This is a genomic window from Mucilaginibacter pineti (assembly GCF_900101875.1).
In the GTDB taxonomy this organism is placed as follows: Bacteria; Bacteroidota; Bacteroidia; order Sphingobacteriales; family Sphingobacteriaceae; genus Mucilaginibacter; species Mucilaginibacter pineti.
The window spans coordinates 14,408-41,178 of sequence record NZ_FNAI01000006.1; the positions used below are offsets into that span (position 1 = coordinate 14,408).

General features: G+C 42.6%; 23 protein-coding genes and 5 tRNA genes. 11 read left to right on the forward strand and 17 right to left on the reverse strand.

What is annotated here, in order from left to right:
* Nucleotides 1-470: 470 nt before the first annotated feature.
* Both BLS59_RS14150 and BLS59_RS14155 read right to left on the reverse strand, forming a co-directional pair.
* Complete coding sequence (locus BLS59_RS14150; RefSeq protein ID WP_091149946.1) at nucleotides 471-2,123, reverse strand: M1 family metallopeptidase; 1,653 nt, start codon at nucleotides 2,121-2,123, stop codon at nucleotides 471-473.
* Between the two features lie 424 nt (nucleotides 2,124-2,547).
* The gene (locus BLS59_RS14155; RefSeq protein ID WP_091149947.1) at nucleotides 2,548-4,404 is read right to left on the reverse strand and encodes a CocE/NonD family hydrolase; all 1,857 of its coding nucleotides are present in this window, start codon (nucleotides 4,402-4,404) and stop codon (nucleotides 2,548-2,550) included.
* A 393-nt stretch (nucleotides 4,405-4,797) separates the two neighbouring features.
* Here BLS59_RS14155 and BLS59_RS32490 point away from each other — a divergent pair, with 393 nt between their 5' ends.
* The 3 genes from BLS59_RS32490 (at nucleotide 4,798) to BLS59_RS14165 (ending at nucleotide 5,813) form a co-directional block, all read left to right on the forward strand.
* Complete coding sequence (locus tag BLS59_RS32490) at nucleotides 4,798-4,932, forward strand: hypothetical protein (protein ID WP_262492949.1); 135 nt, start codon at nucleotides 4,798-4,800, stop codon at nucleotides 4,930-4,932.
* 72 nt (nucleotides 4,933-5,004) lie between these two features.
* Nucleotides 5,005-5,544 carry an acyl-CoA thioesterase gene (locus BLS59_RS14160; RefSeq protein ID WP_091149948.1) on the forward strand — a complete coding sequence of 180 codons (540 nt, stop codon included), beginning with the start codon at nucleotides 5,005-5,007 and terminating at the stop codon, nucleotides 5,542-5,544.
* A gap of 68 nt (nucleotides 5,545-5,612) precedes the next feature.
* Nucleotides 5,613-5,813, forward strand: a complete 201-nt coding sequence (locus BLS59_RS14165) for a YqaE/Pmp3 family membrane protein (RefSeq protein ID WP_091149949.1) — start codon at nucleotides 5,613-5,615, stop codon at nucleotides 5,811-5,813.
* A gap of 161 nt (nucleotides 5,814-5,974) precedes the next feature.
* Here BLS59_RS14165 and BLS59_RS14170 read toward each other — a convergent pair whose 3' ends face one another.
* The gene (locus BLS59_RS14170) at nucleotides 5,975-6,745 is read right to left on the reverse strand and encodes an SGNH/GDSL hydrolase family protein (RefSeq protein WP_091149950.1); all 771 of its coding nucleotides are present in this window, start codon (nucleotides 6,743-6,745) and stop codon (nucleotides 5,975-5,977) included.
* Nucleotides 6,746-7,115: 370 nt separating this feature from the next.
* Between BLS59_RS14170 and BLS59_RS14175 the strand changes: the two genes are divergently transcribed.
* Nucleotides 7,116-8,156, forward strand: coding sequence for a quinone-dependent dihydroorotate dehydrogenase (locus tag BLS59_RS14175; RefSeq protein ID WP_091149951.1), 1,041 nt, complete (start codon nucleotides 7,116-7,118; stop codon nucleotides 8,154-8,156).
* Nucleotides 8,157-9,177: 1,021 nt separating this feature from the next.
* On the opposite strand, the gene BLS59_RS14185 is transcribed toward BLS59_RS14175, so the two are convergent.
* The 3 genes from BLS59_RS14185 to BLS59_RS14195 all read right to left on the reverse strand — a co-directional run bounded on the left by BLS59_RS14185 (nucleotide 9,178) and on the right by BLS59_RS14195 (nucleotide 10,254).
* Nucleotides 9,178-9,351, reverse strand: coding sequence for a spore protein (locus BLS59_RS14185; RefSeq protein ID WP_091149953.1), 174 nt, complete (start codon nucleotides 9,349-9,351; stop codon nucleotides 9,178-9,180).
* Between the two features lie 32 nt (nucleotides 9,352-9,383).
* Nucleotides 9,384-9,454 (reverse strand) — tRNA-Cys (locus BLS59_RS14190).
* A gap of 50 nt (nucleotides 9,455-9,504) precedes the next feature.
* Entirely contained in the window at nucleotides 9,505-10,254 is a 750-nt protein-coding gene (locus BLS59_RS14195) for a TrmH family RNA methyltransferase (RefSeq protein WP_091149954.1), read from the reverse strand.
* Here BLS59_RS14195 and tamL point away from each other — a divergent pair.
* On the forward strand, nucleotides 10,245-12,602 hold the full coding sequence (gene tamL / locus BLS59_RS14200) for a translocation and assembly module lipoprotein TamL (RefSeq protein ID WP_091149955.1): 2,358 nt from the start codon (nucleotides 10,245-10,247) through the stop codon (nucleotides 12,600-12,602). The two genes, BLS59_RS14195 and tamL, sit on opposite strands and share 10 nt — an antisense overlap.
* A gap of 251 nt (nucleotides 12,603-12,853) precedes the next feature.
* Here the strand turns inward: tamL and BLS59_RS14205 are convergent, their stop codons facing one another.
* The 3 genes from BLS59_RS14205 to BLS59_RS14215 all read right to left on the reverse strand — a co-directional run bounded on the left by BLS59_RS14205 (nucleotide 12,854) and on the right by BLS59_RS14215 (nucleotide 15,281).
* The gene (locus BLS59_RS14205; RefSeq protein ID WP_091149956.1) at nucleotides 12,854-13,621 is read right to left on the reverse strand and encodes a hypothetical protein; all 768 of its coding nucleotides are present in this window, start codon (nucleotides 13,619-13,621) and stop codon (nucleotides 12,854-12,856) included.
* Between the two features lie 565 nt (nucleotides 13,622-14,186).
* Nucleotides 14,187-14,720 carry a hypothetical protein gene (locus tag BLS59_RS14210; RefSeq protein WP_091149957.1) on the reverse strand — a complete coding sequence of 178 codons (534 nt, stop codon included), beginning with the start codon at nucleotides 14,718-14,720 and terminating at the stop codon, nucleotides 14,187-14,189.
* A 66-nt stretch (nucleotides 14,721-14,786) separates the two neighbouring features.
* The gene (locus BLS59_RS14215; RefSeq protein ID WP_091149958.1) at nucleotides 14,787-15,281 is read right to left on the reverse strand and encodes a TspO/MBR family protein; all 495 of its coding nucleotides are present in this window, start codon (nucleotides 15,279-15,281) and stop codon (nucleotides 14,787-14,789) included.
* Between the two features lie 128 nt (nucleotides 15,282-15,409).
* Here BLS59_RS14215 and BLS59_RS14220 point away from each other — a divergent pair, with 128 nt between their 5' ends.
* The 3 genes from BLS59_RS14220 (at nucleotide 15,410) to lpdA (ending at nucleotide 18,534) form a co-directional block, all read left to right on the forward strand.
* Nucleotides 15,410-15,778: a cupin domain-containing protein gene (locus tag BLS59_RS14220; RefSeq protein ID WP_091149959.1), complete on the forward strand. Its 369-nt coding sequence runs from the start codon at nucleotides 15,410-15,412 to the stop codon at nucleotides 15,776-15,778.
* Nucleotides 15,779-16,069: 291 nt separating this feature from the next.
* Entirely contained in the window at nucleotides 16,070-17,068 is a 999-nt protein-coding gene (locus tag BLS59_RS14225; protein WP_091149960.1) for a phosphotransferase enzyme family protein, read from the forward strand.
* A gap of 62 nt (nucleotides 17,069-17,130) precedes the next feature.
* On the forward strand, nucleotides 17,131-18,534 hold the full coding sequence (lpdA, locus tag BLS59_RS14230; protein WP_091149961.1) for a dihydrolipoyl dehydrogenase: 1,404 nt from the start codon (nucleotides 17,131-17,133) through the stop codon (nucleotides 18,532-18,534).
* 109 nt (nucleotides 18,535-18,643) lie between these two features.
* Here lpdA and BLS59_RS14235 read toward each other — a convergent pair whose 3' ends face one another.
* Nucleotides 18,644-19,351 carry a carboxypeptidase-like regulatory domain-containing protein gene (locus BLS59_RS14235; protein ID WP_091149962.1) on the reverse strand — a complete coding sequence of 236 codons (708 nt, stop codon included), beginning with the start codon at nucleotides 19,349-19,351 and terminating at the stop codon, nucleotides 18,644-18,646.
* Between the two features lie 157 nt (nucleotides 19,352-19,508).
* Here BLS59_RS14235 and BLS59_RS14240 point away from each other — a divergent pair, with 157 nt between their 5' ends.
* Nucleotides 19,509-20,888: a right-handed parallel beta-helix repeat-containing protein gene (locus BLS59_RS14240; RefSeq protein ID WP_091149963.1), complete on the forward strand. Its 1,380-nt coding sequence runs from the start codon at nucleotides 19,509-19,511 to the stop codon at nucleotides 20,886-20,888.
* 166 nt (nucleotides 20,889-21,054) lie between these two features.
* Here BLS59_RS14240 and BLS59_RS14245 read toward each other — a convergent pair whose 3' ends face one another.
* Nucleotides 21,055-23,385 carry a toll/interleukin-1 receptor domain-containing protein gene (locus BLS59_RS14245; RefSeq protein WP_091149964.1) on the reverse strand — a complete coding sequence of 777 codons (2,331 nt, stop codon included), beginning with the start codon at nucleotides 23,383-23,385 and terminating at the stop codon, nucleotides 21,055-21,057.
* Between the two features lie 244 nt (nucleotides 23,386-23,629).
* Here BLS59_RS14245 and BLS59_RS14250 point away from each other — a divergent pair, with 244 nt between their 5' ends.
* Nucleotides 23,630-24,496 carry an aldose 1-epimerase family protein gene (locus BLS59_RS14250; RefSeq protein WP_091149965.1) on the forward strand — a complete coding sequence of 289 codons (867 nt, stop codon included), beginning with the start codon at nucleotides 23,630-23,632 and terminating at the stop codon, nucleotides 24,494-24,496.
* A 100-nt stretch (nucleotides 24,497-24,596) separates the two neighbouring features.
* Nucleotides 24,597-24,938, forward strand: a complete 342-nt coding sequence (locus BLS59_RS14255; protein WP_091149966.1) for a hypothetical protein — start codon at nucleotides 24,597-24,599, stop codon at nucleotides 24,936-24,938.
* A 95-nt stretch (nucleotides 24,939-25,033) separates the two neighbouring features.
* Here the strand turns inward: BLS59_RS14255 and BLS59_RS14260 are convergent, their stop codons facing one another.
* The 6 genes from BLS59_RS14260 to BLS59_RS14285 all read right to left on the reverse strand — a co-directional run bounded on the left by BLS59_RS14260 (nucleotide 25,034) and on the right by BLS59_RS14285 (nucleotide 26,719).
* The gene (locus tag BLS59_RS14260; RefSeq protein WP_091149967.1) at nucleotides 25,034-25,438 is read right to left on the reverse strand and encodes a hypothetical protein; all 405 of its coding nucleotides are present in this window, start codon (nucleotides 25,436-25,438) and stop codon (nucleotides 25,034-25,036) included.
* A 121-nt stretch (nucleotides 25,439-25,559) separates the two neighbouring features.
* A tRNA-Cys gene (locus BLS59_RS14265) sits at nucleotides 25,560-25,633 on the reverse strand.
* Nucleotides 25,634-25,847: 214 nt separating this feature from the next.
* Nucleotides 25,848-25,918: transfer RNA gene (locus BLS59_RS14270), tRNA-Gln, on the reverse strand.
* 9 nt (nucleotides 25,919-25,927) lie between these two features.
* Nucleotides 25,928-26,001: transfer RNA gene (locus BLS59_RS14275), tRNA-Ile, on the reverse strand.
* An 11-nt stretch (nucleotides 26,002-26,012) separates the two neighbouring features.
* Nucleotides 26,013-26,086: transfer RNA gene (locus BLS59_RS14280), tRNA-Pro, on the reverse strand.
* 270 nt (nucleotides 26,087-26,356) lie between these two features.
* Nucleotides 26,357-26,719, reverse strand: coding sequence for a VOC family protein (locus BLS59_RS14285; RefSeq protein ID WP_091149968.1), 363 nt, complete (start codon nucleotides 26,717-26,719; stop codon nucleotides 26,357-26,359).
* Nucleotides 26,720-26,771: the final 52 nt, after the last annotated feature.

Below are 26,771 nucleotides of genomic sequence, written 5' to 3' on the forward strand. Positions count from 1 at the left end.
AGAGGGTGAAAGCATTTTTTGTTTTTTTGTCACTTGCGCTCGTTTGTAACGAGTGCTTAACACGGTGGTGACGACTCACCCCGGCTACGCTTCGCTGGCCGACCCTCTCTTCAGCTGCGCTGGAAAGAGGGTGAAAGCATTTTTTGTTTCACCCCACACTTTCCACCAATCCACACCCCTCTTTCCGCCGAAGGCGAAGAGAGGGTGACCGAGCGTAGCGATGGTCGGGTGAGTACTCGCCGGATTGCGTGACGAGATTGCTTCGTTCCTCGCAATGACAAAACGACTAACAACACCCCCGATTTTTAAAACCCGGTAATCTCCGTCCCACATATCCACCACCACCCACCCCCTCTTTCCGCCGAAGGCGAAGAGAGGGTGACCGAGCGTAGCAATGGTCGGGTGAGTAAATCGCCGACTTGCAGCGTGAAATTGCTTCGTTCCTCGCAATGACAAAACGGAACCATTTACTAATCAACCAGCACGCCTATATAAAAATTCAGTTTATCTATTTCAATATTATCTTTTGTTGCACCCTCTATAGCTACCGGACTAAAGTGGGTGGTTGGGGTAATAAACTTGTATTCGCCGCCTTTAACCCTTACCTGTACGGGCATGGTAAAATCTTTTGCGTCGGCTATCCAGCGGCTTTGCAGCTTGCCGCCTTTTGTGGCAAACTCCAGTGTGGGCAGGTTTTTGTAGTGCAGATACTGATCAAACACGGGGAGCAGGTTGATGCCCGATTGTGTTGAAATGTAGTTCACCACATCATCATAAGTAACTGTTTTATGATAGAAGGTTTTGCCCAGCCCGCGCAGGATGCTGCGCCATTTCTCATCGTCGTTAATGATGGTACGCACCTGGTTTAAAAATACAGCACCTTTGGCATACATATCGCCGGAGCCTTCCTTATTTACGTTATACACACCCACAATAGGACTATCATTACTAACGCCTGCCCTCAAGCCATAGTTATACTCCTGTCCGGCTTTTTTGCCCCAGTTGTTATCAATAAATAATGATTCGGAATAGCAGGTAAAACTTTCGTGGATCCACATATCGGCCAGATCTTTACCCGTAATGTTGTTGCCAAACCATTCGTGCCCGCTTTCATGCACTACGATATAATCCCATTTTAGTCCCCAGCCCGTACCCGACATATCCGAACCCAGATAACCGTTCAAAAAATGGTTGCCATAGGCCGTGGCGCTCTGGTGCTCCATGCCCAAATGCGGGGTTTCTACCAGTTTGTAGCTATCCTCATAAAACGGATACGGACCAAACCAGTATTCAAAAGCCTTTAACATAGGCTTTACGTTTGCGGCAAATTGCTTTTTGGCTTTTTCCAAACTGGCCGGCAGCACCCAGTAATCCAGGTCGAGCTTGCCTTTTTCGCCCATGTAGGTATCGCCGAAATGCACATAATCGCCAATGTTGGCCACTACATCATAATTGTTGATGGGGTTGCGCACAAACCAATCAAACCGGGTGTAACCATCCTTAAGCTCGGTTACCTTACGCAGGCGACCGTTTGATACATCTTTTAAACCTTTGGGTACACTGATGCTGATCATCATGCTGTCTACCTCGTCGCTCAGGTGATCTTTATTGGGCCACCAGATGCTGGCACCCACACCCTCGCAGGCGGTAGCCAACCAGGGCTTGCCCAATGAATCTTTACTGAAAACCACACCGCCATCCCAGGGTGCGTTCAGGGCGATGGTTGGCTTGCCGCTGTAGTAAACGGTAAACTCGTCCTTACTGCCGCTGGTTATGGTTTGCGGAAAGGTTACAAACACCGCGTTCGCATCGCGGGTATAGGGAATGGTTTTGCCTTTGTATACCACCTTATCAACGCTTAAGTTGGCAAACAGATCAAACTGCAGTTGGGTAAAATCCTGCGTGGCGGTAAACTTAAATTGATTGCTGCCGCTGATGGATTTGTCGGGAATGTTGAACTTTACATCAAGGTGATAGTAATTAATATCATAACAGGTACGCAGCGGCGTAAGACTACCCCGCAAGCTATCGGCATGGGTAAAAGATACTTTTTCCTGCATCAGCTGGGCGTGTGCTGTAAGGCCTGCGAAGGACAATACAAGTAAGCAAAGGCGTAATTTCATTTAATATGGTTTATTTTCAATAATTCTGTTTTGGTTATGCTTGCCGCAGAGGTTACTCACCCCGGCTACGCTTCGCTGGCCGACCCTCTCTTCAGCTTCGCTGAAAAGAGGGTTGAGGCATTTTTTTTGCGCTTTATAAATAGTCTGTCACCCTTCGCAAGTTCAGGCGTCCACGCCTGAACTAATCTTAGCTGGAGCGTCCACGCTCCAGCGATAACAGAGTAAGAGTGGACGCTTACCATTAATTAATTCCGGCGTGGACGCCCGAACTTGCATTGGGCTTTATAAACGGCCTGTCACCCTGAGCTTGTCGAAGAGTAGCGCGTAGAGGCCTTTGCCCACTATGCTTCGACAGGCTCAACATGACACCCTTTTTATAGCCTTGTATATCACTCAGCGTGACACCCTTTTATTTTAATCCCTCTTACTTCAACACCTGTACATCAATAAAGCTATCGTTAAAAATTGTTTCGGTGGCTTTTATATAATCGCTTTCGTCGGCTTTATAAGGGTTATCTACAAATTTTTGCGGGTTGCGGGCAATTATCGGGAACCAGGTGCTTTGTACCTGGATCATGATGCGGTGGCCCTTTTTAAAGGTGTGCAGTACATCCTGCAACCTGAAATTCACATCCGTTTTTTGATTGGCCACCAATGCCTCGGGTTTTTCAAAGCTATTGCGGAAACGTGCCGGCATCACTTCTGATCGTACCATTTGCCAGTAATTGCTCAGGATAATGTTTTTGTTGGGCATGTAGGGGTTATTAGGCTCATCGGCGGGGTAAACATCTATCAGTTTCACCACAAAATCGGCGTCGGTGCCGGTGGTTGCAATTTTCAGGTGCGCCATGATCTCGCCGCCAAGGGTTACATCGTCATTTAAAACCTCGCTCTGGTAAACCAGCACATCGGGCCTGCGACCGGCAAAACGCTGATCTTCGCTCATGTAATTGTGCGGCGTAAAGCCCATAGTGGTGGTATTATCCTCGGTATAAGGCACCGGCTTCAGCGGATCGCTCACGTAGGAAACAGAACCTGCCGCAGTTGGCGCACTAACCGATAGCTTACCATCGGCACCTAAATACATTTTTTGGTGGGTGGCATTTGCTGCTGGCCATTTATCAAACGTGGCCCATTCCTTTTTACCGGTATTAAACATATAGGCATTGGGCAGGCCCGAGTTTTTATCGCCGTTACCTTTCAAAAAGTGGTAAAAGAATTTGGCTTCGATGCTTTTTTGGTAAAAGGTTGCAATACTATCGCCAAAATAAATGTTGCTGTGCATGGTATGCCCCGTTTCGCGCGACCAGCGGCCGTGACCAAACGGCCCCATTACTATGGTGTTATAAGCGTTAGGATCTGTCTTGTTAATAGTTTTATAAATAGCCAGCGGACCGGTTAAATCCTCGGCATCAAACCAGCCGCCTACCAGCATTACCGCAGGTTTTACTTTGCCATAATGTTTCAGCAAACCGCGTTTTTGCCAAAATTCATCATAGCTTGGGTGGTTAATGGTTTCCTGCCAAAAAAAGTTATCGTGATAATACTGGCCGGCATTTTTAAGCGGACCAAGATCAAGCAAATACTGGTAGCCATCTTTTGAATTTGGCTTCAGCATGGTGTACCAGGCTTTTGAAGTTGTATCGGTTTTTTGAACACCAAACACGGGGAAGGTAAAAAAGTAGCCTTCTAAAAAAGCACCGTTATGATGGAAATCATCAAAAAAGAAATCGGAAATAGGTGCCTGCGGCGATGATGCTTTTAAAGCCGGGTGGTTTGAGAGAATGCCCGCAGCGGTATAAAAGCCGGGGTACGAGATGCCGTATTGCCCTACCTTACCGTTGTTAAATGCGGCGTTTTTTATGAGCCAGTCGATAGTATCATAAGTATCGGAACCTTCGTCAACATCGTTCTTGCTTTTTTTATTGTCGATAACGGGTGTCATGTTTGTCCAGGTGCCTTCGCTTTTCCAGCGGCCGCGTACATCCTGGTAAACAAAAATATACCCCTCTTTCATAATAAACTCTGATGGGCCAAGCCTTGCGGGGTATTTATCCTCGCCATAAGGGGCAACGCTGTAACAGGTGCGCTGCATCATGATAGGATATTTATTTTTTGCCGAAGCACCCTTGGGCGTATAAATGGCGGTGAACAGTTTTTTACCATCGCGCATGGTTATGTACACTTCCTTTTTGGTGAAGTTATCTTTCACGTAATCAGCTTGGGCAAAAACCGCAGTGCAGCCGCAAAGTAAAATAAGGAGTATGGTGATTTTTTTCATGAAGCCGGTCAATTTAAGGGCTAAATTAACAAGTAAATTAATATGTAGCTACTGGTTTTAATACTGTTACAATAAGGGGGTAAAAAGCTGGTGATTTGGGGTAAGATGTGGAGGGTTTTGGAGAAGGGCTGGTGGCTCTGCTTATCGGTTCGACTCACCCCGCCGGCACTTCGTGCGGCGATCCTCTCTACGGCAAGCCGTAAAGAGGGTGAGGAAAGCTTTTATCTTTTTTCTATTGAGTTTATAAATACACGTTGCGTCCCCTCTTTACGGCGAAGCCGTAGAGAGGGTGGCCAGCGAAGCGTAGCCGGGTGAGTAATCTGCGGCAAGCCGGCAAAATATATTTAAACCTCACCCATTACCAAATCCAACTATTTCTCTTATCTTGTGCTTATGAAAACAAAAAGCATCATTCGCACGGCTATTATTGCGGCCGCATTTTTTGCAGGCCACGTTGCTATGGATCTTGTAAAGATGGGCATTAAGGATGGCAAGGCTACACATGCCGCTATGATGCTTAAAAAGTAAGCATTAGCTGCTTTTTATCAGAAACATAGGCCTGTCGTACTTAATCCTTATCTTTGCGTAAAAATTAGCAGGATGACAGGAAAAGCCCCCAAAGAATCGTACACCATCATGAACGAGCTGGTATTACCCAATGATACCAACACCTTAAATAATTTGATGGGCGGGCGCCTGCTGCACTGGATGGATATTGCTGCAGCCATATCTGCACAAAAACACTGTAACCGTATTGTAGTAACTGCCTCCGTAGATAATGTATCGTTCCAGGCGCCTATAAAGCTGGGCGACGTGATCAGTATTGAAGCTAAGGTAACCCGCGCGTTCACTACTTCGGTGGAGGTAAGGATGGATGTTTGGGCGCAAAACATTCCCTCGGGCACCAAAGTAAAAAGCAACGAAGCCTATTACACCTTTGTAGCCCTTGATAAAGATGGCGAAAAAACCCAGGTTCCCGTACTCCTGCCCGAAACCGACGATGAAATTGCCCTTTACGAAGGTGCACTTCGCCGCCGCCAGTTGAGGCTTATCCTGGGTGGTAAAATGTTACCGAATGATGCTACCGAACTTAAGGCCCTGTTCTTTGGCGATCAGCTACCGCTAAACCTGCGCGATTAAGCTGCAGTTAGTAACAAACCCGTGCGCTTGTGGTCTAAACTATAAAATCGACAGATAAATTTATAGCCATGAGATATTTTTTATGTTTTTTGTTCCCTCCCCTGGCCATATTAACAACCGGGCGTATAGGTGCATTCATCCTCAATATATTCCTTACCCTGTTTTTCTGGGTGCCGGGCATTATCCATGCTATACTGGTAACCAATGATTATTACGATGCCAAAAGACACCGCCAGCTCATGCGCGCCACACGCCGCGCAAGATGGTAGGATAGTTGTTGATTGGGTTGGCTTGAGTTGATTAGGTAAACAGATCAGGCATTTCCCCTTACTTCATTATTCGAGATTCAACATTCAGTGTTCGACATTAGTCTTTAGTCCTTGCTCCCTTCGTCCTTCGTCTACAAGAAAATCCCTCAGTCCTTTGTCCCTCAAGCTCCTACCGCTTTTAGCCATGCTTGTGCCATGAGGGCTTCGCCGGCTACGCTTGGGTGTACACCGTCCAGGTTCCAGTATGGGGCCGGGGCCGTTTGTATGGCCTTGTCCATAACGGTTTGGTAGGGTACAAATACGGCACCGTACTGGCTGGCAATATCGGCGGCAGCTTTGCGAAACAAATCAAACGCTGGGTACCATTTATCATCAACCGCTTTTACACCTTTAAGGGCAAATGGCTCGCATATTACCAGCTTTACGTTTGGTAAGGCAGCTTTGGTACGATCCAGCAGCTTTTTATAATCGGCAATGTAGGTATCAATAGTGCCGGTATAGCCGCCGCCCAGGGTGTGCCAAAAATCGTTAACGCCAATATGAATGCTCAGGATATTTGGTTTCAGGGCCAGGCAATCGGTATCCCAGCGTTCGGCCAACTGAAATACCTTGTTGCCGCTTACACCTTTATTATAGATCTGCAGGTTTTTATCGGCATGGTTAAGCAACAGCTGCGAGGCGGCCACCAACGCATAGCCCGATCCTAAGGCGCTGGTTGTGTTGGGTTCGTTCTTGCTATGGTCGCGGCCCCAGTCGGTTATTGAATCACCCTGGAAAAGCACCACATCGCCGGTATTAAATTTAAGTTTGGGAGCAGGCTTGGCGTTAGCAAAAGCAGCAGATACAATTTGCGGGATACCCACCGTGGCCATACTCACTACCGATGCGGTTTTTAAAAAATGGCGGCGACTGGGATTAAGGATTCTTTTCATAAAAAGCTGAAATTTATAATTACTGGCAATAGCGATCGTAATTTACAGTTTTAGGGCATTTTTTAAAACTTTGTTAAATTTTATACCATCAATTGATTAATTAATACCAGCGTGGTTTATATTTCTCTCTTGAGGGTAATTAAAAAAGCAGATGGGTGCGTGCGATTTCCCTCTTGAGAGGGGCGGAGGGGTGTGTTTCATGCCGTAGAACACACCCCTGCCACTACACTATTCCTTCGCGCCCCCTCTCAAGAGGGGATCGCTAACAAAGCCCTCTTTTTATTAGGGTAATGAACCAAATAACGGGCAGTCATTTAAATTTCATAAAATTCTGGTTTACACACATTAAGTAATGTGCTAACTTCGCGCCATGTATTTTTTATTAAAACCCATCCTTTTCCAGTTCGATCCCGAAAAAGTACATTATTTTGTAACCCGCAATTTAAAGCGCTTTAACCGTTTTCCGGGTGGCGCGGCTTTAAGCAGGGCTATATGGGATGTAAACGATGCCCGTTTGCAGCGCGAAGTGTTTGGCCTTAAATTTAAAAACCCGGTTGGTCTTGCCGCCGGCTTTGATAAAAATGCCGAACTGATGGGCGAAATGGCCAACATAGGCTTCGGCTTTGTGGAGATAGGTACCGTTACCCCGCTGCCCCAGCCGGGTAATCCGCAGCCGCGTATGTTTCGTTTGCCAACTGATGGCGCGCTGATCAACCGTATGGGTTTTAACAATTTTGGGGTTGATGTAGCAGCCGAGCGTATTGCCACCTTCCGTAAAAATGCCAAAGGCGCGCAAAAAAACCTCATTATTGGCGGCAACATCGGCAAAAATAAAGTTACCCCTAACGAAGAAGCCGTTAACGATTATATCAAATGTTTCGACCGCCTGTTTGATGTGGTTGACTATTTTGTGGTGAACGTAAGTTCGCCCAATACCCCCGGTCTGCGCGAGTTGCAGGAAAAAGAACCGCTCATGCACCTGCTGAATACATTGCAGCAGCGCAATTCAAAAAACGGCATCAGCCGCCCCATACTGCTTAAGATAGCCCCAGACCTTACCGATTCACAGCTTGATGACATTGTAGACATTGTACAGCAAACCGGCATAGCGGGCATTATTGCCACCAATACCACCATCAGTCGCGACGGCCTTAGTGCGCCAACTATTTTAAAAACCGAGATGGGCGGCCTCAGCGGCAAACCGCTTACCAAACGCTCTACCGAGGTTATCGCTTATCTGCATAAAAAATCAAACGGTTCGTTCCCTATTATTGGCGTGGGCGGTATCCACTCTGCCGACGACGCCGTGGAGAAAATAAAGGCAGGCGCATCATTGGTACAGCTTTATACCGGTTTTATTTATGAAGGGCCGGGGTTGATAGGCAGGATAAATAAGAAGTTGCTGGGGTAAAGTTTATAGGATTCGGGAATTATAGGATTAAGGGATTAATAGGATTTTGTCTAAACCGGGATTTGTGGGATTAAAGGATTCCCAGAATTAAATATGGCTTATTGATTGAGAGGATTGATTGATTTCTGGTGAATCTTTGAGTTTTTAATTTTTTGGCTTTTCCTTTCAGCCTTAAGCTTCCGGTTAAAAGGAGGGCGTTGCCTGCGGCCGGGCTTTCCACTCATACTGCACAAGGCCTTAGCCACATTGGCCGGTATCCGCTGCAATCCCTAACGCGCAGGTTGTCTGATTCAGAATTTTCAGAATTAAAGAATATTCGGAATTTAGATTGTAATTTATATAGATTGAGGCAATAATTTAAGCTATTGTATTTTGAATAACCTTTCTTAACACATATGAAACCTCAAATTCGATTTGAAACCGATAAATCTATGCTTGAGTTAAGCAAGGCATTCGATATTCCATACAGTAAAACCATGCAGGATTAGCCATACGAAGTTGCAGATCCGGCATTTATCGAAAAATATCTAAACTATTATCAATCAATACTGGACGATGACGTAAAGTTCACGTTGATGCAAATGATAATCCAGGCTATTGAAGAGCAAGAAACCCTAAAAGCGATGGAGTTTTATTGGGGAAAAGCTAAACCTCTATTGATTCAAGACTTCAAAGTTCACGAATGGACTATTTACTATTGGAGTTTACAAGACGAGCAAGTTAAATCAGATTGGAGAATAAGCCCCTATATGACCACGCTATGGACAAGCAAAATGATATAACCAAACTCAAAAAAATCAAAAATTTGTCCAATCTCTATACAAAAACCCATTCAAACCCAATCCCGGCAATCCCTTAATCCCACAAATCCCGGTTCAGACAATTTTCCACGTTCAGACAAAATCCTTACAATCCTTCAATCGTGTCAAAAATATCGGGCACAAAAAAATCCCACCGGTTTTATTAAACCAGCAGGATTTATAAGATCTTTTTTTGCGCCAGGCGCTTTTACAGATAAAGATTATTTACCTGCAGCGATAGCTAAAGCTGCATTGTTTTTGGTGATCTGGCTGTGTTTTGACTCAGCAGAACGGCTTCCGTATTCAATGTTGGTAGCTAATTTCAAAAACTGTACTTCTAAACGTGAAGTAGTTTTGTTTTTTCTATCTTTTCTTTTTAAACGTGTAACGCCCATGATTTCTTTTTTTAATATTTTTTATACCCTTGAGGTCGGGAGCGGATTCGAACCGCTGTAAAAGGTTTTGCAGACCTCTGCCTAGCCACTCGGCCACCCGACCCTGTTTTTAAGGATTGCAAAAATAGTAATTTATTTAATGGTAGCCAATATTTATTTAATTGAATTTCTTTTTATTTCTGAAACCAGTATAGCGGTGGCAATTGCCACGTTCAATGACTCGGCCTGCCCTACCCGCGGAATGGTTACCGCCTTGCCGATCAGTGGTTCAATTGCGGGGCTAATGCCGTTGCCCTCGTTGCCCATAACCAATAACCCTTCGGTGCCAAAATTTGTTTTGTACACATTATCGCCATTAAGCATAGCGCCAAACATGGGCAGGTTAATTTGGGGCAAAACCGCCTCCAGGTTACCGTAATGCACATTCACGCGTGCCAGCGAGCCCATAGTGGCCTGTACTACTTTGGGGTTATACACTTCAACCGTATCTTCAGAACAAATAATATCATGAATGCCAAACCAGTCGGCCGTGCGAATGATGGTGCCCATATTGCCGGGGTCCTGCACGCCATCAAGCACCAGCGAAAATTTTTGTTTCAGGCTTTCGTAATTTAAAACCGGCCATATTGGTATTTTTATCAAACCAATTACCTCCTGCGGGGTTTTCAATGTGCTGATTTTTTCGAGCTCGTTTAATGAAATCTCCTGAAAGTTTATTTTACGGGATAAATTCAGCAATTTTGGGGCAATTGCGGGGGTATGGTAAATAGTATCAACCTGGTAGCCAGAGCTTGTAAATTCAATAACTGATTTATAACCCTCTACCAGGAAAAAACCATGTTCCCTGCGGAATTTTTTATGTTGTAAGGATGATAATAAACTGATTTGTGATTTTGAAAGCATATAATAAACCTGCTGGTTACCGCCTTACAATATTAAGTATTTTGCTCATCATTATAGGCTCGGGCTGTAGTATTACGCGTGGTATCAAAAAAAACCAGGTGCTGGTACGCAAAATCACCATAAAGGGCATAGATGAGCAATTTGCCGATGCTGCTGTAAATTATGTTGATAAAGAGCAGCAGCCCAACAACTGGCTTAACCTGCAATTGTATTACACCTTTAATAAAAGCGGCAAAAAAAATATTGGCGAGGCCCCGGCCATACTGGATAGCAACCTGGTGGAGTATTCGCGTTTTCAGATGGAGAAATACATCCAGAACCGCGGTTACCTTAAAGCAAAGGTTACCGATAGCGTGGTTATAAAAAAGCAAAAGGCCGAACTGGTGTTTACCGCCGTGGAAGGCCCAATGTTCCGCATACGCAAGTTTGAGGATAGCATTCCCGATAAAAATATTAAAAACCTGTATAACGCCAATCGCAACAAGCTATCGCACATACAGCCGGGCGGCAGGTTTGATACCGATAGCCTTGCGCATGACCGCGATGAGCTTTACCTGCTCATGAAACGCAACGGCTACTATGATTTTTTCAGGCAGTACATCAGCTTCAATTACGATTCGACCTTTAACAGCAGCGTGGTTGATATAAAAATGATGATAGATAACCCGGCAGGCTTAAAGGAGCACCCGGTTTATACCATTAACAATACGCTGATCACCATATCGCGCAGCAGCAGCCGTACCACCGGCAAGGCCGATACCATACAGGTAGATTCGCAATTCAGGTTTGTTGATTTCTCGGGCAGGTTTAAGCCGCGCACGGTAATTGATTATACCTTTCAGAAAAAGGGCCAGATTTATAATATCGATAATCAAACGCTTACCACTACCCGATTATCGGAGTTAAACGTTTTCCGTAATGTACCCAACCCTACCTACGAAAAAACAGCCGATAGTACCCATCGCCTGGATACAAAAATTGATATTGTACCCCTCAAACGCATGTCTGACAGGGTTGAGGGCGAGGTACTGTTCAATGGCGGGCGTTACGGCTACAACGTTGGCAATACGTTTACCGATAGAAATGTTTTTAAGCAGGCTGCCATATTGCAGGTAAAAATAAACTGGAGCATATTGTTTGATAATGGCAACAACGTGGCCAATAACAGCGCCATCCAAAACCAGGAGTTCAGGGCTGGGGTTAACCTTATTTACCCCAGGATACTAACGCCTTTCAATTTTCCGTTGCTGGGTAAATTTGGGGTACCGCATACCATTTTCTCTACCAACTACTCGCTCTTTTATCAAAAGGGATTGGTTACGCGTGAAAGTTTTATTAATTCTATAAGCTATGACTTTTTTGAAACCGGCCGTAAACAGCACACCGTAACGCCAATAAACATCGAATACTCAAGGGGGATCATAGACCCCGTGGCCAGGCAGGCTTTGCTTGATCAAAACAGGTACGCCTATGTTTCGCTTATTGGGCGCACAGTTTTTACCACAGGCAGCCAGTACACGTTCCAGTACAACAACGTCGAACTAAACTCGTATAATAACTTTACCTACTTCCGCGGGAGTTTGGATATAGGCGGCAACGTGCTCAACCTGGCCAGCAAACTATTCAACGCGCCAAAGGATACCTTAGGCCAGCGTAAAATTTTTGGCTATGCCTTTGCCCAGTATACCAAAACAGAGATTGATCTGAGGATTTACCGGTCGTTAGGTGGCGAGCGGCAATTAATTTTACGCTTAAACCCAGGCATCGGCGTCCCCTATGGCAACAGCAATCAGCTTATATTTGAAAAGAATTTTTATACCGGCGGTGCCAATGATATAAGGGCCTGGCTGCCCCGTACGCTGGGCCCCGGACAGTTTAACCGCGCTACTTATTATGGTACAGATTCCTTAACCCGTTCACGCTTAAAGTATCTTGATCAATTTGGTGAGATAAAAATTGTGGGCAATGTTGAATACCGCTATAAACTGGCCGATAACTTTTTTGGTGCCAAACTTAAAGGAGCCGTTTACATGGATGCAGGTAACGTATGGCGACTGGGCAAAAAAGCCGAAAACCCCAACGGCGAGTTCAGGTTTAATAATTTTTTACAGTCTACAGCAATTGGTGTAGGTACGGGCTTACGGTTTGATTTGAGTTTCTTCGTTTTCCGGCTGGATTATGCCTTCAAGTTTAAAGACCCTCAATTTAACGGTGCCGACCAATGGGTACTCTTTAAACATGCCGACGAACTGTTTAGTACAGGAACATTTAAAAGGAGCTACCTCCAAAACTATGGCGACAACTATGCCTTTGCCCAGCTAAACTTTGGGATTGGATTGCCGTTTTAATAAGCTGAAAGCAGAGGGCTTTTTTGTTTGATTGGATTTGCAAATTCCCTCTGCCACCGGGTTCGACTCACCCCGCCGGCACTTCGTGCGGCGGCCCTCTCTTCAGCTTCGCTGGAAAGAGGGCGGGGAAAATTCCTTGTTTTTTTTTAATATTTTAACATGTCGACCATTACATCCCCTCTTTGCGGCTTGCCGTAGAGTGTGGTCCAGCGCAGCGATGACGGGTGAGTAAATTGGGGTTGAAAGGTATTTTATGGGAGAGGCGCGCCAACGAAGGAATATTTAGATAAGTCATTATCATACCTTTCGTACCATTCATTTTTTATATAGTAGTACTTATACCGGCCAAGTTTAGCTATCGGAAACGTGCCTTTTATATATTGTTTAATTTCCTTTTGGGTTTTGGGATCAAATATTGTGAAGTATTGTGCAATACTTTCATGTGAATTGTAGAAAATATTTTGGTTCCTGTCGAAGTGCAGGCTGGCAGCGTCATTGTAATTGTAATTAATTTTTGGCTCATGAACCGATTTCCTCTCACCATGTACTTTTCCATTTAGCTTATAATTCTGGTTATTGTTCCCTGTTAAAGAAAGATCCGCATTGTAAACAGTTTTCACCTCAACTTCTATTGGAGATGTTAAGTGTGGCTTACTAAAATCCAAAAACTCATCTTTAAAAAAAGAAGTTACATTCAAAGACTGGCAAATTTTATTATTATTTGCAGATAAGATTAATGTTCTTACCATATGCATCCCTGAGCCAGCGCGGGCATCATAAACAATCATCAGAAAGTTGTTGTTTAAAACCTTCATTATTTTAAGATTGTCTACATTTCTAAAACAGACTGTATCTTTTAAGAACCTTATTGATAATATCCCTTTATCTAACAACAGCTTAATTTGTATATCATCACCCTTGAAGGATTTAAGATTATATACCTGACCTTTTGCTAAATTAACAACCAAACCAACTAATAATATTGTAATTATGGCTATTCGTTTTAATGCGGCATCCATGGTTTGCAGACTTTATTTATAATTGAAAAATAGCACTGTAGTTATTGAAAGTATTTGATTTTGAACAGCATAATCTGCAAACTCCTCTGCCACCGGGTTCGACTCACCCCGCCGGCACTTCGTGCGGCGGCCCTCTCTTCAGCTTCGCTGGAAAGAGGGCGGGGAAAATTCCTTGTTTTTTACTTTCTTTAGATATCCACTTGCGCTCGTTTGTAACGAGCGCTTAACACGGTTACGCGATTGTATCGCGAAGATGCGTCGCAGACGCAAAAACACTTTAAGCACTCGTTACAAACCACAGGTGTTGGGAAGAGTAAAATGTTGTCATTTCGATGCGAGGTACGAGCGAGAAATCTTCTGCATTATGCTATTGGAGCTTTGCATTCCGTAGAAGATTTCTCTTTCGCGCCACGCTTTTACCCACCTGAGCTCAATCGAAATGACAAACTTTTTATAAAATTCAGTCTTTCCAACACTTGTAGTTACAAACAAGCGCAAGGAAAGATAAACTCCCCACAACAAAAAACCTTTTACCTTTCGCCTTTATCCTTTCACCTCAAAAGAACTAAAACATCCCCTTCAGCCCGTCGATTATACTTTCGAAAAAGGTTGGGATGCTGAGGTTATTGTGGTAATTGAAATAGAGGAATATAAGAAAGATGATAACCGCCGCAATGATGAAACGCTTAAACATGTAGGCTATAAGTATAAGCCCCAGCGGAATGGCCACCAACAGCACCCAGCTAATATGCCAGGGGCTAAGCTTGCTATCGTGTTTATAAATGTAGTAAAGGATGGAGTGCGTACCGCTTTCGTTAACGTGCTTGGCGTATAAAAAGGTTGATCTGTCCAGCTTTTGGCGGTAAAATGCCACGCCTTTTTCAAATTTAAGCTGATAGTCGAACCCGTTCATTACAAAGGTAAACAGGCCGTTCACGTTTTCCTGGGTTACGCCGGCGGTATCGGTAGCCACAACGGCAACCTGATCTACCGCAAAAGGGTTTTCTTTTATTACAAAGTGATTAATGGCAATAGCATCAGCAAAAGCCACGCTGCGGACAGCTGTTATAAGGCAAAATAAAAGCAGTAGTTTCTTCATTTTTTAATAAGCCGGTTCGGTTATCGCACATAAAATGCACGCAATAAAAATAGTGTTTTTTTGGTGCTATCTGTTAAGGAAATAAATACTTGCGTTAAGTACGGTGGCAAAGCTCACCCACAATAAATACGGATACAGCAGCCAGCCGGCCACCCTGTTGAACTTGCCAAACCAGTTTATATTTAAAACAATGCTTATCCACAGCAGCACAATAACAATAAGCGCGCCTAATACCTGGTGCAACCCAAAAAACACTATCGACCATGAAAAATTAAGCGCCAATTGTATAAAATAAACCGCCCGTGCAATTTTATAGGCCGGTCTGCGGCTGCGCAGTTTCCACACCATGTAGGCGGCTATGGCAATCATCACGTAAATACATGACCACACCGGGGCAAACAGCCAGGGCGGCGGATTAAAGGATGGCTTGTTGAGCGTACTGTACCAGCCCGCTATTTGCGGCCGCGTAACCAACGAGGCCACAAAACCTATACCCACTGTAATTAACAAACTGATGAGGAATGGAAAAAACTGAAACTTTCTGGTAACGGCAGGGATCATAGTTTTATAGAACCCCAAAAACACCGATAAGTTTTTAAACCTAAATATTTACAATGCCGTTATGCAGCCGCGGCAATAAAAAATTTAAAATACCTTAGCTTAGTCGCCATTGCAAATGCAGTTAAAAAATGATAAAAGCTTATAAATTATATACCGGTGCCGACGGCCATTCGCACATACAAACAGGTACAGTGGCCGAGGGTGTTTTTAACCAGGCATCGTCTATCCGTTTCCAGGAATCGCCGCCGCATTCGTTTTATGATTGGCACAACGCCCCTGCAGATCAGTACGTGATAACCCTATGCGGCACGCTTGAATTTGAAACCCGCCCCGGCGAAACTTTTATTTTACGCCCCGGCGAAATACTCATTGCTACCGATACCACCGGCACCGCCCATCAATGGAAACTAATTGACGACCAGCCCTGGCGCCGCGTTTATGTGGTATTTGATGACGATAAACCGGTAAATTTTATTCCAGACGAGGCTACTGTTTAATTTTTGCGTAGGCAACGTGTTTTTTAATAGTGCGTTAATAACGGGAGGATAAAATCGGCCCTGCTTGCCGGTTCGACTCACCCCGCCGGCACTTTGTGCGGCGGCCCTCTCTTCAGCTGCGCCGGAAAGAGGGCGGGGAAAAGGTTTTTTGTTTATTCTTTTGTCATATCGACTCCTACATCCCCTCTTTACGGCTTGCCGCAGAGAGAGTGACCCGCGAAGCGTAGCCGGGTGAGTAATCTGCGGCAAGGCCGCAAATGTTTCCCCGCAATCTCCTAACTTTACGGCACTATGTCGCACTTTCCTGTACAATACTCCACCTTATCTGCTATCGCCTTAAAAAAACATCTGGAGGATGCTTATAATCTAAAGCTCATCTCCTGCAAATACCTGCTGCGCGGGGTTAGCGATACTTATATAATTGAAGCGACCGATGCCAAATATGTGTTCAAGGTTTACCGCGAGCAGCACCGCAGCTACGAAGAAATACTAAGCGAGGTTGAACTGCTCGATATTTTGAAAAACGGCGGCGCAAGTGTAGCCTACGCCATTGCCGATACCCGCAACAACCAGGTACAAAAGTTTAACGCACCCGAAAGCACCCGCTATGGCATCCTGCTCTCCTATGCCGAGGGCAGGCCGGTTTTAGATCTGGACGATGAGCAGCTGAAAACCGTGGGCAGGCAAATGGCGGCTGTGCATAACATTACAGCCGTTGCCCAATTAAAATATCCGCGCAGGGTTTATAATACCGATACCACGCTGCTGCTGCCCATAAAAACAATAGCACCCGCCTTTATCAATTTACCCGGCGAGTACAGCTATTTGCAGGAAACGGCCGCCAAGGTTATCCAAAAGCTTCACACTTTTAATACCGCAGAATTTAGTTACGGTTACTGCCAATATGATTTTTTACCCAAGAATTTTCACTTTAGCGATAGCGGCACCATCACCTTTTTCGATTTTGATTTTGCGGGGCAGGGTTATTTGGTAAATGATCTGATGTCGTTCTTTGTGCATTTTTTTATGCACGTGGCAACCGGCAAGCTTACCGATTCCGAAGCCGACCGCATGTACAATATCTTTGTATCCGCCTACCGTGAAGTACGCCCCGTAACCGACGAGGAAATAGCAACTATACCCTACCTGGGTGTTGGCTTCTGGGTGTTTTACCTGGGCTTTCAGTACGAGAACTTTGACGATTGGTCGAACCTGTTTTTTGGGGAGCGTTATTTGAAGGACAGGGCTGGTCACATAAAGGCATGGGTAGATAAGTATTGTGAATTTTGACCGTAAGTATATAATATATCACCTAATTACCCTTAACTTTGCCACCCATAAAACACACTACTATGCAATATGATGTTATCGTTATAGGTTCGGGGCCGGGTGGCTATGTGGCCGCTATACGTTGTGCCCAGCTGGGTTTAAAAACCGCCATTGTTGAAAAATATAACACATTGGGCGGTACCTGCCTTAATGTGGGCTGTATCCCATCAAAGGCACTGCTTGATTCATCTGAGCATTACCATAACGCTGCGCATACTTTTACCACACACGGTATTAAGCTGGATAACCTGGGCATTGATTTTGGCCAGATGATAAAACGCAAGCAGGAAGTTGTTGATGCCAATACCAGCGGTATCACTTACCTAATGAAAAAAAATAAGATTGACGTACACACCGGCGTTGGTTCTTTTAAAGATAAAAACACCATCAACGTTAAAAAGGCTGATGGTACCGATACCGAAATAACCGGCACAAACGTAATTATTGCCACCGGCTCAAAACCATCGGCATTGCCTTTTCTTAAGATCGATAAAAAACGCATCATCACCTCAACCGAGGCATTAACCCTTACCGAAGTACCAAAACACCTGGTGCTTATTGGCGGCGGCGTTATCGGGTTAGAGCTGGGTTCGGTTTACGCGCGTTTGGGTGCAAAGGTATCTGTAATTGAATATATGGATAGCATTATCCCCACAATGGATAAAGCCCTTGGCCGCGAGCTGCAAAAAGTTTTGAAAAAACTGGGTATGGAGTTTTACCTGGGCCATAAAGTTACCGGCGCTACCGTAAAAGGCAAAGAGGTTACCGTAACTTTTGATAACCCCAAAGGCGAAAAACAAGAACTTAAAGGCGATTATTGCCTTGTGGCTGTTGGTCGTGTTGCTTATACCGATAACTTGGGTTTAGATAAAATTGGCATCACGGTAGAAGAACGCGGTCGTAAAATTACGGTTAACGACCATTTGGAAACCAGCGTTAAAGGCGTTTATGCCATTGGCGATGTTATTAAAGGCGCCATGCTGGCTCACAAGGCCGAGGATGAAGGTACTTTAGTTGCCGAGATCATTGCCGGACAAAAACCACACATCGATTATAACCTTATCCCCGGCGTTGTTTATACCTGGCCAGAGGTTGCCGCCGTTGGCCAAACCGAAGAGCAGTTGAAAGCCGCAGGTGTTAAATACAAAGTAGGTTCGTTCCCGTTCAAAGCCAGCGGTCGTGCCCGTGCAAGCGGCGATTTGGATGGTTTTGTGAAAGTTTTGGCCGATGCCACTACCGACGAAATTTTAGGCGTACACATGATTGGTCCGCGTGCGGCCGATATGATTGCCGAAGCCGTTGTAGCTATGGAGTACCGCGCCAGTGCCGAGGATATCTCACGCATGAGCCACGCCCACCCTACCTACACCGAAGCCATGCGCGAAGCATGCCTTGCCGCTACCGACAACCGCGCTATTCATATATAGTAGCTTTTTTAGTTTGCTTTGGCAGGCTTATAAATATTAAAAGGCAGTTACTTAGTAGCTGCCTTTTTTGCGTTCACGGGTGTTCATATTTTGCCAGTGGATTGCATCATTACCTAAAATCATTTGGCAACTTTTCAGACACCACGAAATGACCTCCGGTTTCTTGTAATAGCTTGATGCGGTTAGCTTTCCACTGTTTTATATCTTCGGGTGTGCCGGGGAGGTCTTCAAAAAAGAATTGGCCATTCCATGATCCGTGATTATCGCCAAACATGCTTTTGGTCAGCAAGATCTTAACCATATAACCCAAAGCACGGTTCTCCATCTCTATAAGGTCGTCCGACGAGGCAGATAGTTCCCTTTCTTTTTTGTTGTAGCTAAAATTCAGCACTTCACTATTCAGAATTTTGCACTTGCGGCCACAGGCAGAGGTGCCCACAAACTTCTTCACAAACATTTTATAATTCCGTTCCCAGTCCTCAGGGATCCGAACGCTTACCTCGCCCAAGGACGTAACATGCGGCTTCAGGCTGATATTTATCGGGACGGCATCTGCACCAACCGAAACCTCCTGGCTAAATTTTTCAAAGCCAACCATAGTCACGATCAGCAGATACCTGCCCGGCTTTAAACCATTGAGTGTAAAAGTACCACCGTCATTGGTGATCGTGCCATAAGATGTTTCCGTTAAAAATACGCTGGCTTTGGGCAAAGCAGCCTGGGTTTCTGCATTGATAACCTTGCCGGTAATAGTACCGCTTTGGGCAAAAGTTAACAACGGGGCCACAAGGAATAGGATGATTAATGATAAACGCATGATACTAAGATAGGAAAGAACGGGCGATGGTTTAAGGGGATATGCTAACCTTTTAAAACAATATTGATGTGGGCACCGTACAAAAGTGGGGTGTTGAAGTAAATAATGTGAAAAACACGGCTATTTGAATCCAAATTTGTTTTAGGGCACTTTAAATATGAAAAATAAAAAATACCTGATACGCCTAATAATTGGGCTATTGGTTACATCATCCTTTGCAATGTGTACCAAGGATTCAAATAAAATTGAACAACCTCTTAATTCTGCTTCGGGCTTGAGCACCGATACTTTAAATTTGAAAACCGAGGCGGTTAGTAAAGTTACCTATATTGTTAAGCCTTCAGAATGGATGGTTGATGGAGCAAAGATACCGGCCGGATCTACCATATTTATCCCGGCTGGAAAAAGAGGTGCTTTGTTGCTCAAGAATTTTAAAGGAACAGTTGCAGCACCCATTATCATTGTAAACAGCGGCGGTAAAGTGACTTTTTCAACTGCGGTTACGGCCTCCTACGCCTTTAAAACCCAGAATTGCCAGTATTTTAAAATATTGGGAAATGGTGTTCCCTCTATTAAGTATGGCTTTGAAGTGAGCGGCGGCAACATTGGCATGACGATGGATGATCTGAGTTCGGATTTTGAGATCAGCAACGTTGAGGTACATAATAGCGGGTTTGCCGGTATCATGGCAAAAACAGATCCCTCTTGTGACGTTGCTACCTGGCGCGGCCATTTCACTATGCGCAACGTAGTTCTGCATGATAATTATGTTCACAAAACCGGTGGAGAAGGTTTTTATGTAGGAAACTCGTTTTATGCCGATGGTGTTTCCCTGTCCTGCGGCAAGGTTTTACCGCACGATGTAATAAATGTTAAAATATACAGAAACCTTATTGATTCCACCGGATCTGAAGGGATACAGGTAGGCAGCGCTATTTCAGGCTGCCTGATCTTTAGTAATACTGTCAAAAATCCGGGGATATCTCCTTTTTCAGCCTACCAGGATAACGGGATTCAGATAGGAGAAGGCACCGGCGGTAGATGCTATAATAACCTTATAAAAAATGCACCGGGAAATGGAATAATTGTACTCGGACTTGGGGATAACGTAGTGTATAATAATTACATTTTAAATTCAAAGGGGTACGGTATTTTTGCGGATTCAAGATACACACCCGGTCCATATTTTCAATTTATCAATAATACCATCGTAGCTTCCGTTTTAGGCGGAATAAAATTAAATTCGGAAACTATACCTATGAATACCGTTATTAATAACGTTATTATACAATCGGCATCGGGCCTTTCCGTTATTAGGAAAAGCACGAGTGTTAAGCTTACTTCGTCAAATAATTATTTAAGTAAAGATGTAAACACCTGTAAGTTTGTCAATTATGCTACAGGGAATTTTCATTTACTTTCGTCATCTCCGCTCATCAATAAAGGAGCAAACGGATTAGCTTACGGTATAACTTTTGATTATTATGGTACAAAGCGCTCTGCTACTAATGTTGACATTGGGGCTACTGAATATTGATTAATATTATTTAAATGTTGTTAATCAACTGCTGATCTGTTGAGTTATTTTTATAATAATAAGCGGCAAATCGTACTGCCGAAATGTTTTCATCATAAAATTGTTGCCGAAAAAGCACATGCAGCACGCGTGCGCCAGCGAGGGGAGAGTTGATTAATGAAAGTAATTAATCTTCGTATATAAATTTATCAGATTGATTGTCCATATCTCTTTTCAATTTCGCTTCTTCAATCCTAAAGTCTGACTTATTATATACCTCTAAAAGGGCTTTTCTTGGGTAATGTTTAAACTCACTAATATTAATTGCTTCTTTCAAAATTTTGATTGAGTTTGGCAAGTTTTTATTTACAAAATATTCATACTCGCCTCTCATTGTGTGATAGAGTTCTTTTGCTTTAAAATCATGGCTAATATGAATGTTATTCATGAGTTCGTTTAGAATAATTTTATCTTCTTCAAACAAAATTCTTTTTCGAACTAAACACATAAAATAACCTTGAATATGAAAAGCACTTAATTTATTCTTTGAATAATTAGCCTTTGCGAACTCCAATGCTTCGGGATATCTGTTTTGGCTAAGCAAAACATTGACCAACTCTCTTTTTGTCTTTTGAGAATTTTCATCAAATCTTAAAGCGTCGCGGAAGTTTTCTTCAGCTTCAGGGAATTTCTTTTGAATCCTTTTATGAAAACCGAGGAGAAAATAGTAATCACCTTTTTCAAACTCTCTAAGATTTTCATAAAATATATCTTCTGACCTTTCAAAAGACTTGCGACTAATTGACATGCAATACCAATATCTTATCTCTCTAATGATTGCGGGGTCGTGTTTCAAATGGTTAGCAATCATTTTTTGAGCCAAAATATTTACCTGATCATATTTATTTTCATAATAATGATCTATGATTGTTCTTAAAACAAAAGAGGGAATAAAATACCTTTCGGGTATAGATTGATTGGTTTGAATCAAAATTTTAATGGTAATTAATATTTGAGAAATATCGGGATACTCATTACTATCATTTAATAATAAATTAATTTGCTTCCTTAATTTGAGTCGAGTCTCAGAATCAATTTGAAATTTTGCTCTCTTAATATACTCACTAATCGCGTGATGTGGTTGGATATACTCTTTGTTAATACCAATTCTATCAAAAACACCATATATGAACAATTTATCTAAAGCTTCTTCAACGGAATCATTCCTTGAAAATATTTTATATAAAAAATCATAACTAACAAATTCAAATCGAGCAATAAAAATTAATAGATTATAGAAAAGTAATCCTTCATCTTTGATAGCTGAAATTATTTGAAAAACTTTTATGTCGTTATGCTTCTTTATTTCGTCTAACTTATTGATCGTATTTATCAAGCCTTCGTCACTTATCATTCTCACACAATGAAATACTTGCCCTGGCATACCATTTAAAACTCCCAATATTTTTTCTGTTTCAGCTTTATCGGGTTGTAAATCAAACAGTTCACAATATTTCAAAAAAAGGATTTGTCTATCTATTGGAGTTAGTTCATTGACATGAAATGAAATTAAATTAAAAAATTTACGGATCAAACTTGTGTTTGGTCTAAAAGTCGAGATCAGACATATAACAGTATTATTGTAGAATCTTTCATCAAGAATAATTTCAAGAAACCAATCTGCTATTTTTTTATTTGGTTGAACGATACAGCCTTTATCAATTATAAATAGAATTTCATTATTTTCTTTGAATCTTAACACAAGGGCAATCGCAAATGCTATTTTTTCGGAAAGTTCTAAATTGTTAATTTTTTTAAGAGTTTCATCAGGATGAATTGAGTTTAAATCTTCAATTCTGAGTATAAAATCTTCAATACTATCTCGAGAGTCAAGCAAAAAGCTAATCGGATTGTGATATTTATTTAGCTTTTCAACTTTATCCAATGCATGTTTAACAAATTTTCTTCTTCCAACTTCTTCAAAACCAGATGCGATTATCGCAGAAGGTTTAATGTTTTCTAGATTATAATATTTCTGTTCAAATTCTTCCATTAACCCATTTCTACCTATAAATATTTCCTCTTTCTTCTTTACATAGGGATGGTTTTCTATTGATATATCTCTCAGTTTAGAATCTATTTTTTTATATAGTAAAATAGGATCTGTTACGTGTTTCAAATTATATTTTTCAGTTAGCCAATCAGGGATACGTTTATCTGTATGATCGATAGTGAGGTCTACAAGAAATATCAATATTCTATTAAATAATTCTAAGCTTTTGAGATTTTTTGCATACTCAATTTCATATTTAACCCACTCTGAATTCAAAGAATCATCCGATAAAAAAATTACAAATAAATCTGTTTTTTCAATACCCTCAATAATAGAATTTAATGTCGGCGTCCCTGGTTCGAAATTATATTTATCGATAATGCAATTATCTTTTCCTAATCTTTTATAGATATTTTCAATTAGTGGCTTTTGCGTGCTAGAATGAGATAAAAAAGCTTTCGACATATTTGGATTGACTTAATGCAAGTTAACTAAAATTATATTTGTCGTGCAATATGATTATTTCGATGATAATCTCCCTTGTTGAATAAGTAGCGCCTTTGCCAAGCTTCGCCCCCCGCACGCGTGCCGCGTGCGCCTAACCAGCCCCCCAAAACAATCCCTCCTAATTTTATGTTTTATCACAAAAATATTTCTGTAATTTGACTCATCATAAATTCAGTTAATACCTACCAAACAGCACATCCTCATGACCGTATTAGAAAACGACCAGATAAAGGTATCCATCAGCTCAAAAGGTGCCCAGTTAAGTTCATTCTACAACAAAGAAACCGGCGTTGAACACATGTGGCAGGCCGATGCAAGCGTATGGCCCTGGCACGCCCCAAACCTGTTCCCAATTGTCGGTGGCCTCATCAATAATGAACTTGTGGTTGATGGCAACAAGTACCCCATGGGCAGGCACGGTTTTGCCCGGCAGTCGGAGTTTATTGTGCTGGAGGCCGATGAGGTATCGGCAAGTTTCTCGCTCCCCTATTGCGAAAATACGCTGAAGGTGTACCCCTTTAAATTTGATTACCAGGTTTTATATACGCTCATAGATAATTCATTGCGGATAACGTATAAGGTTATCAACCTTGATAAAAAAACCATATACTTTTCTGTTGGCGGTCACCCCGCCTTTAACGTACCGTTTAACAAAGGCGAACGTTATGAAGATTACTACCTGGAGTTTGAAACCGACGAGCATTTGAAGGCCGAACAACTTTCGGCAGATGGTTTTTTTACCGGCGAAAATCATCCCGTACCCACACCCGGCAACAGGCTATACCTTACCCGCCACCTTTTTGATGGCGACGCGCTGGTGCTAAAAAAGCTCACTTCCAGAATGGTAACCATAAAAAGCGACAGGCACGATCAATCCCTGGCGGTTGAGTTTCCGCATTTTAACTACGTGGGCCTGTGGGCAAAACCCGGTGCCGATTTTGTTTGTATTGAGCCCTGGCTGGGCTGCGCCGATACCGAAGGCCAGCAAAAAGATATCAGCAAAAAAGAGGCAATACTATCTTTACATGCCGGCCATGTGTTTGAGGCGCCGTACTTTATATCGCTTTAAGTTAGTTTTTCATAAAAATTTGAGCGGGTATTAAAACATTTTTATCGGTTTTAATATTACCACTAAAACAACTATTACAAAACAACTAAAAGCTAATCCTATGAAAACTAAAATTTATCTAATCGCCCTTACCGTATTGCTTTCGTTTACGGCATTAACCAGCCGTGCATCTGTAAACACAGACGCGCTTACTCCTTTAAGCAAGGAAACCATTGCCACCATGACCGACGAGCAGAAACAAGCCCGTATTGAGGAAATTAAGGCCCGCGTTAATGAAATTAAAGCGATGAAAAAATCAGACCTTACAAAAGAGGAACGTAAAGAACTGCGTACCGAACTTAAAGGTTTAAAACACGAAGCTAATGCCATGGGCGGCGGCGGTATTTACCTTTCTGTAGGTGCCATCATCATTATTATTTTAGTATTGATCCTGATCCTGTAATCAGCACATATAGTAATTATTAAAAAAGGCATCCTTTTGGGGATGCCTTTTTTGTTTGATTAGGTTTTATGGTGATAACAAACACTTAGTGCAACTTAATCAGGGTTACCGGCTCCGGCTAAAGATGTTTTTACAAAAAATTGTTGCCTGTTTTTATCAACGGTAATTTCAACCTTTATTTTGCCGCTTGAGGTTAGCCAAACACTGTCACTCACTTTTTTATAGGAGTCGGCTGTCATCTTTTTTGTTACATAATCTATGTACTTTAAAGGCATAACACTTTTTGATGTGTAGCAAATATTGTTTTTGTAATACATTACCGTTTGCAATCCGCCATCCATAGAAAGAGTGTCACTACTTTCGCCGGCTGACAGCTTAATACCAGAGTTTGGCTTTATAAGCGCCCTTATTTGTTCCTTGGTTTTCCCGAGGGTTGGGTCTTGCGCTTTTAAACAATAAGGCAGGCCGCAAAGCAACGCCAGCATTAACAATATTTTCATTTTGTTTAGATTTAGCCGAAGTTAAGCTTTTACCTGTTTAAGTGATAATGAAAACTCAATTAACAAAAGTTGCGCATTCTTGCCGCCACCGCAAGCCCATAGGCTTGCGGTGGGTGATTTGAGGTCGGTACAAGATTCGAACTTGCGAATAATCCTTTTGCAGAGGACTCCCTTAGACCACTCGGGCAACCGACCATTTTTATTTTTTGTGGAGAACCCGGGTAACGATCCCGGATATTCGAATTTTCAGTCCGGCGCATACACCATGTTTGCTAATTCTCCTTTCATTCAAACCTCATTAATAAAGAAAATTCTTTATTAATTCACATACCTCACCCCTCCCGGCCACAGCAGGTTTAGGTACAATTATTAACTTCAAAAACACCCACCGGCGCATCCGGTCAACCCGTTTTCCTACATGGATTTGAACCACGATCTTCTGATCCAGAATCAGACGTGCTACCGTTGCACCATAGGAAATTATAACAGTGGAAATAAAAGGAATTGAACCTTTAACCGACACCGTATAAGGGTGCTGCTCTAACCAATTGAGCTATATTTCCTTCATTTACAGTAGGGTAACCCGGACTCGAACCGGGAGCCTCCTGCTCCCAAAGCAGGTAATCTGACCAATTGATATACTACCCTGAAATTTCTGCCTAAAACAAAAAATCCCCTTAGATTTTCTAAGAGGATTCAAGTATTTTATAATATTTTATTCAATACAAAGCTATCCCCTCCGATAAATCGGTTGCGGTATAAAACATTGTATTGTTGTTGTTTTCATGGCACAATGATACAACAATATTTTTACAAATCAAGAAATTTCTGAAATTATTTTTTTTTCGGCAAACATACCCTTGATTTACTGCTCCTGTATTAATATATGCAGGTTTCCGTATAGCCTCACCGGCTTCTTCAAAAAAACTGACCGAAATGCCACAATATGCCCGATGGATCATGCAGGAAACATTCCTTGCCCCAGGCCTCTACCCTGATGGGTGTTAAACGGACGCCTTCATATTTATCGGGAAGGTTTAGGGCCACAAGTTGGGTCCAATACCTGTCTACATCGTCTACTTCTAAAAATAGCATTGTATTATCAATCCAATCTTTTACATAAGCGTTTTGCAGGTAAAAGGCCATTTGTCCGGTTTTAAAAACCGACATAGCATCAGATAAAACTACCTCCTCAAAACCCAGATCGCGGTAAAAACTTCTTGACAGGTTAAAATCCCTGGCGCCTATAAACGGCCTTAATGATTTAGCGTTATGTTCCATTGCTGCGGTGGTTGGTTTAAACAAATTTATTAAAAAGTAAATTAAGGATTTG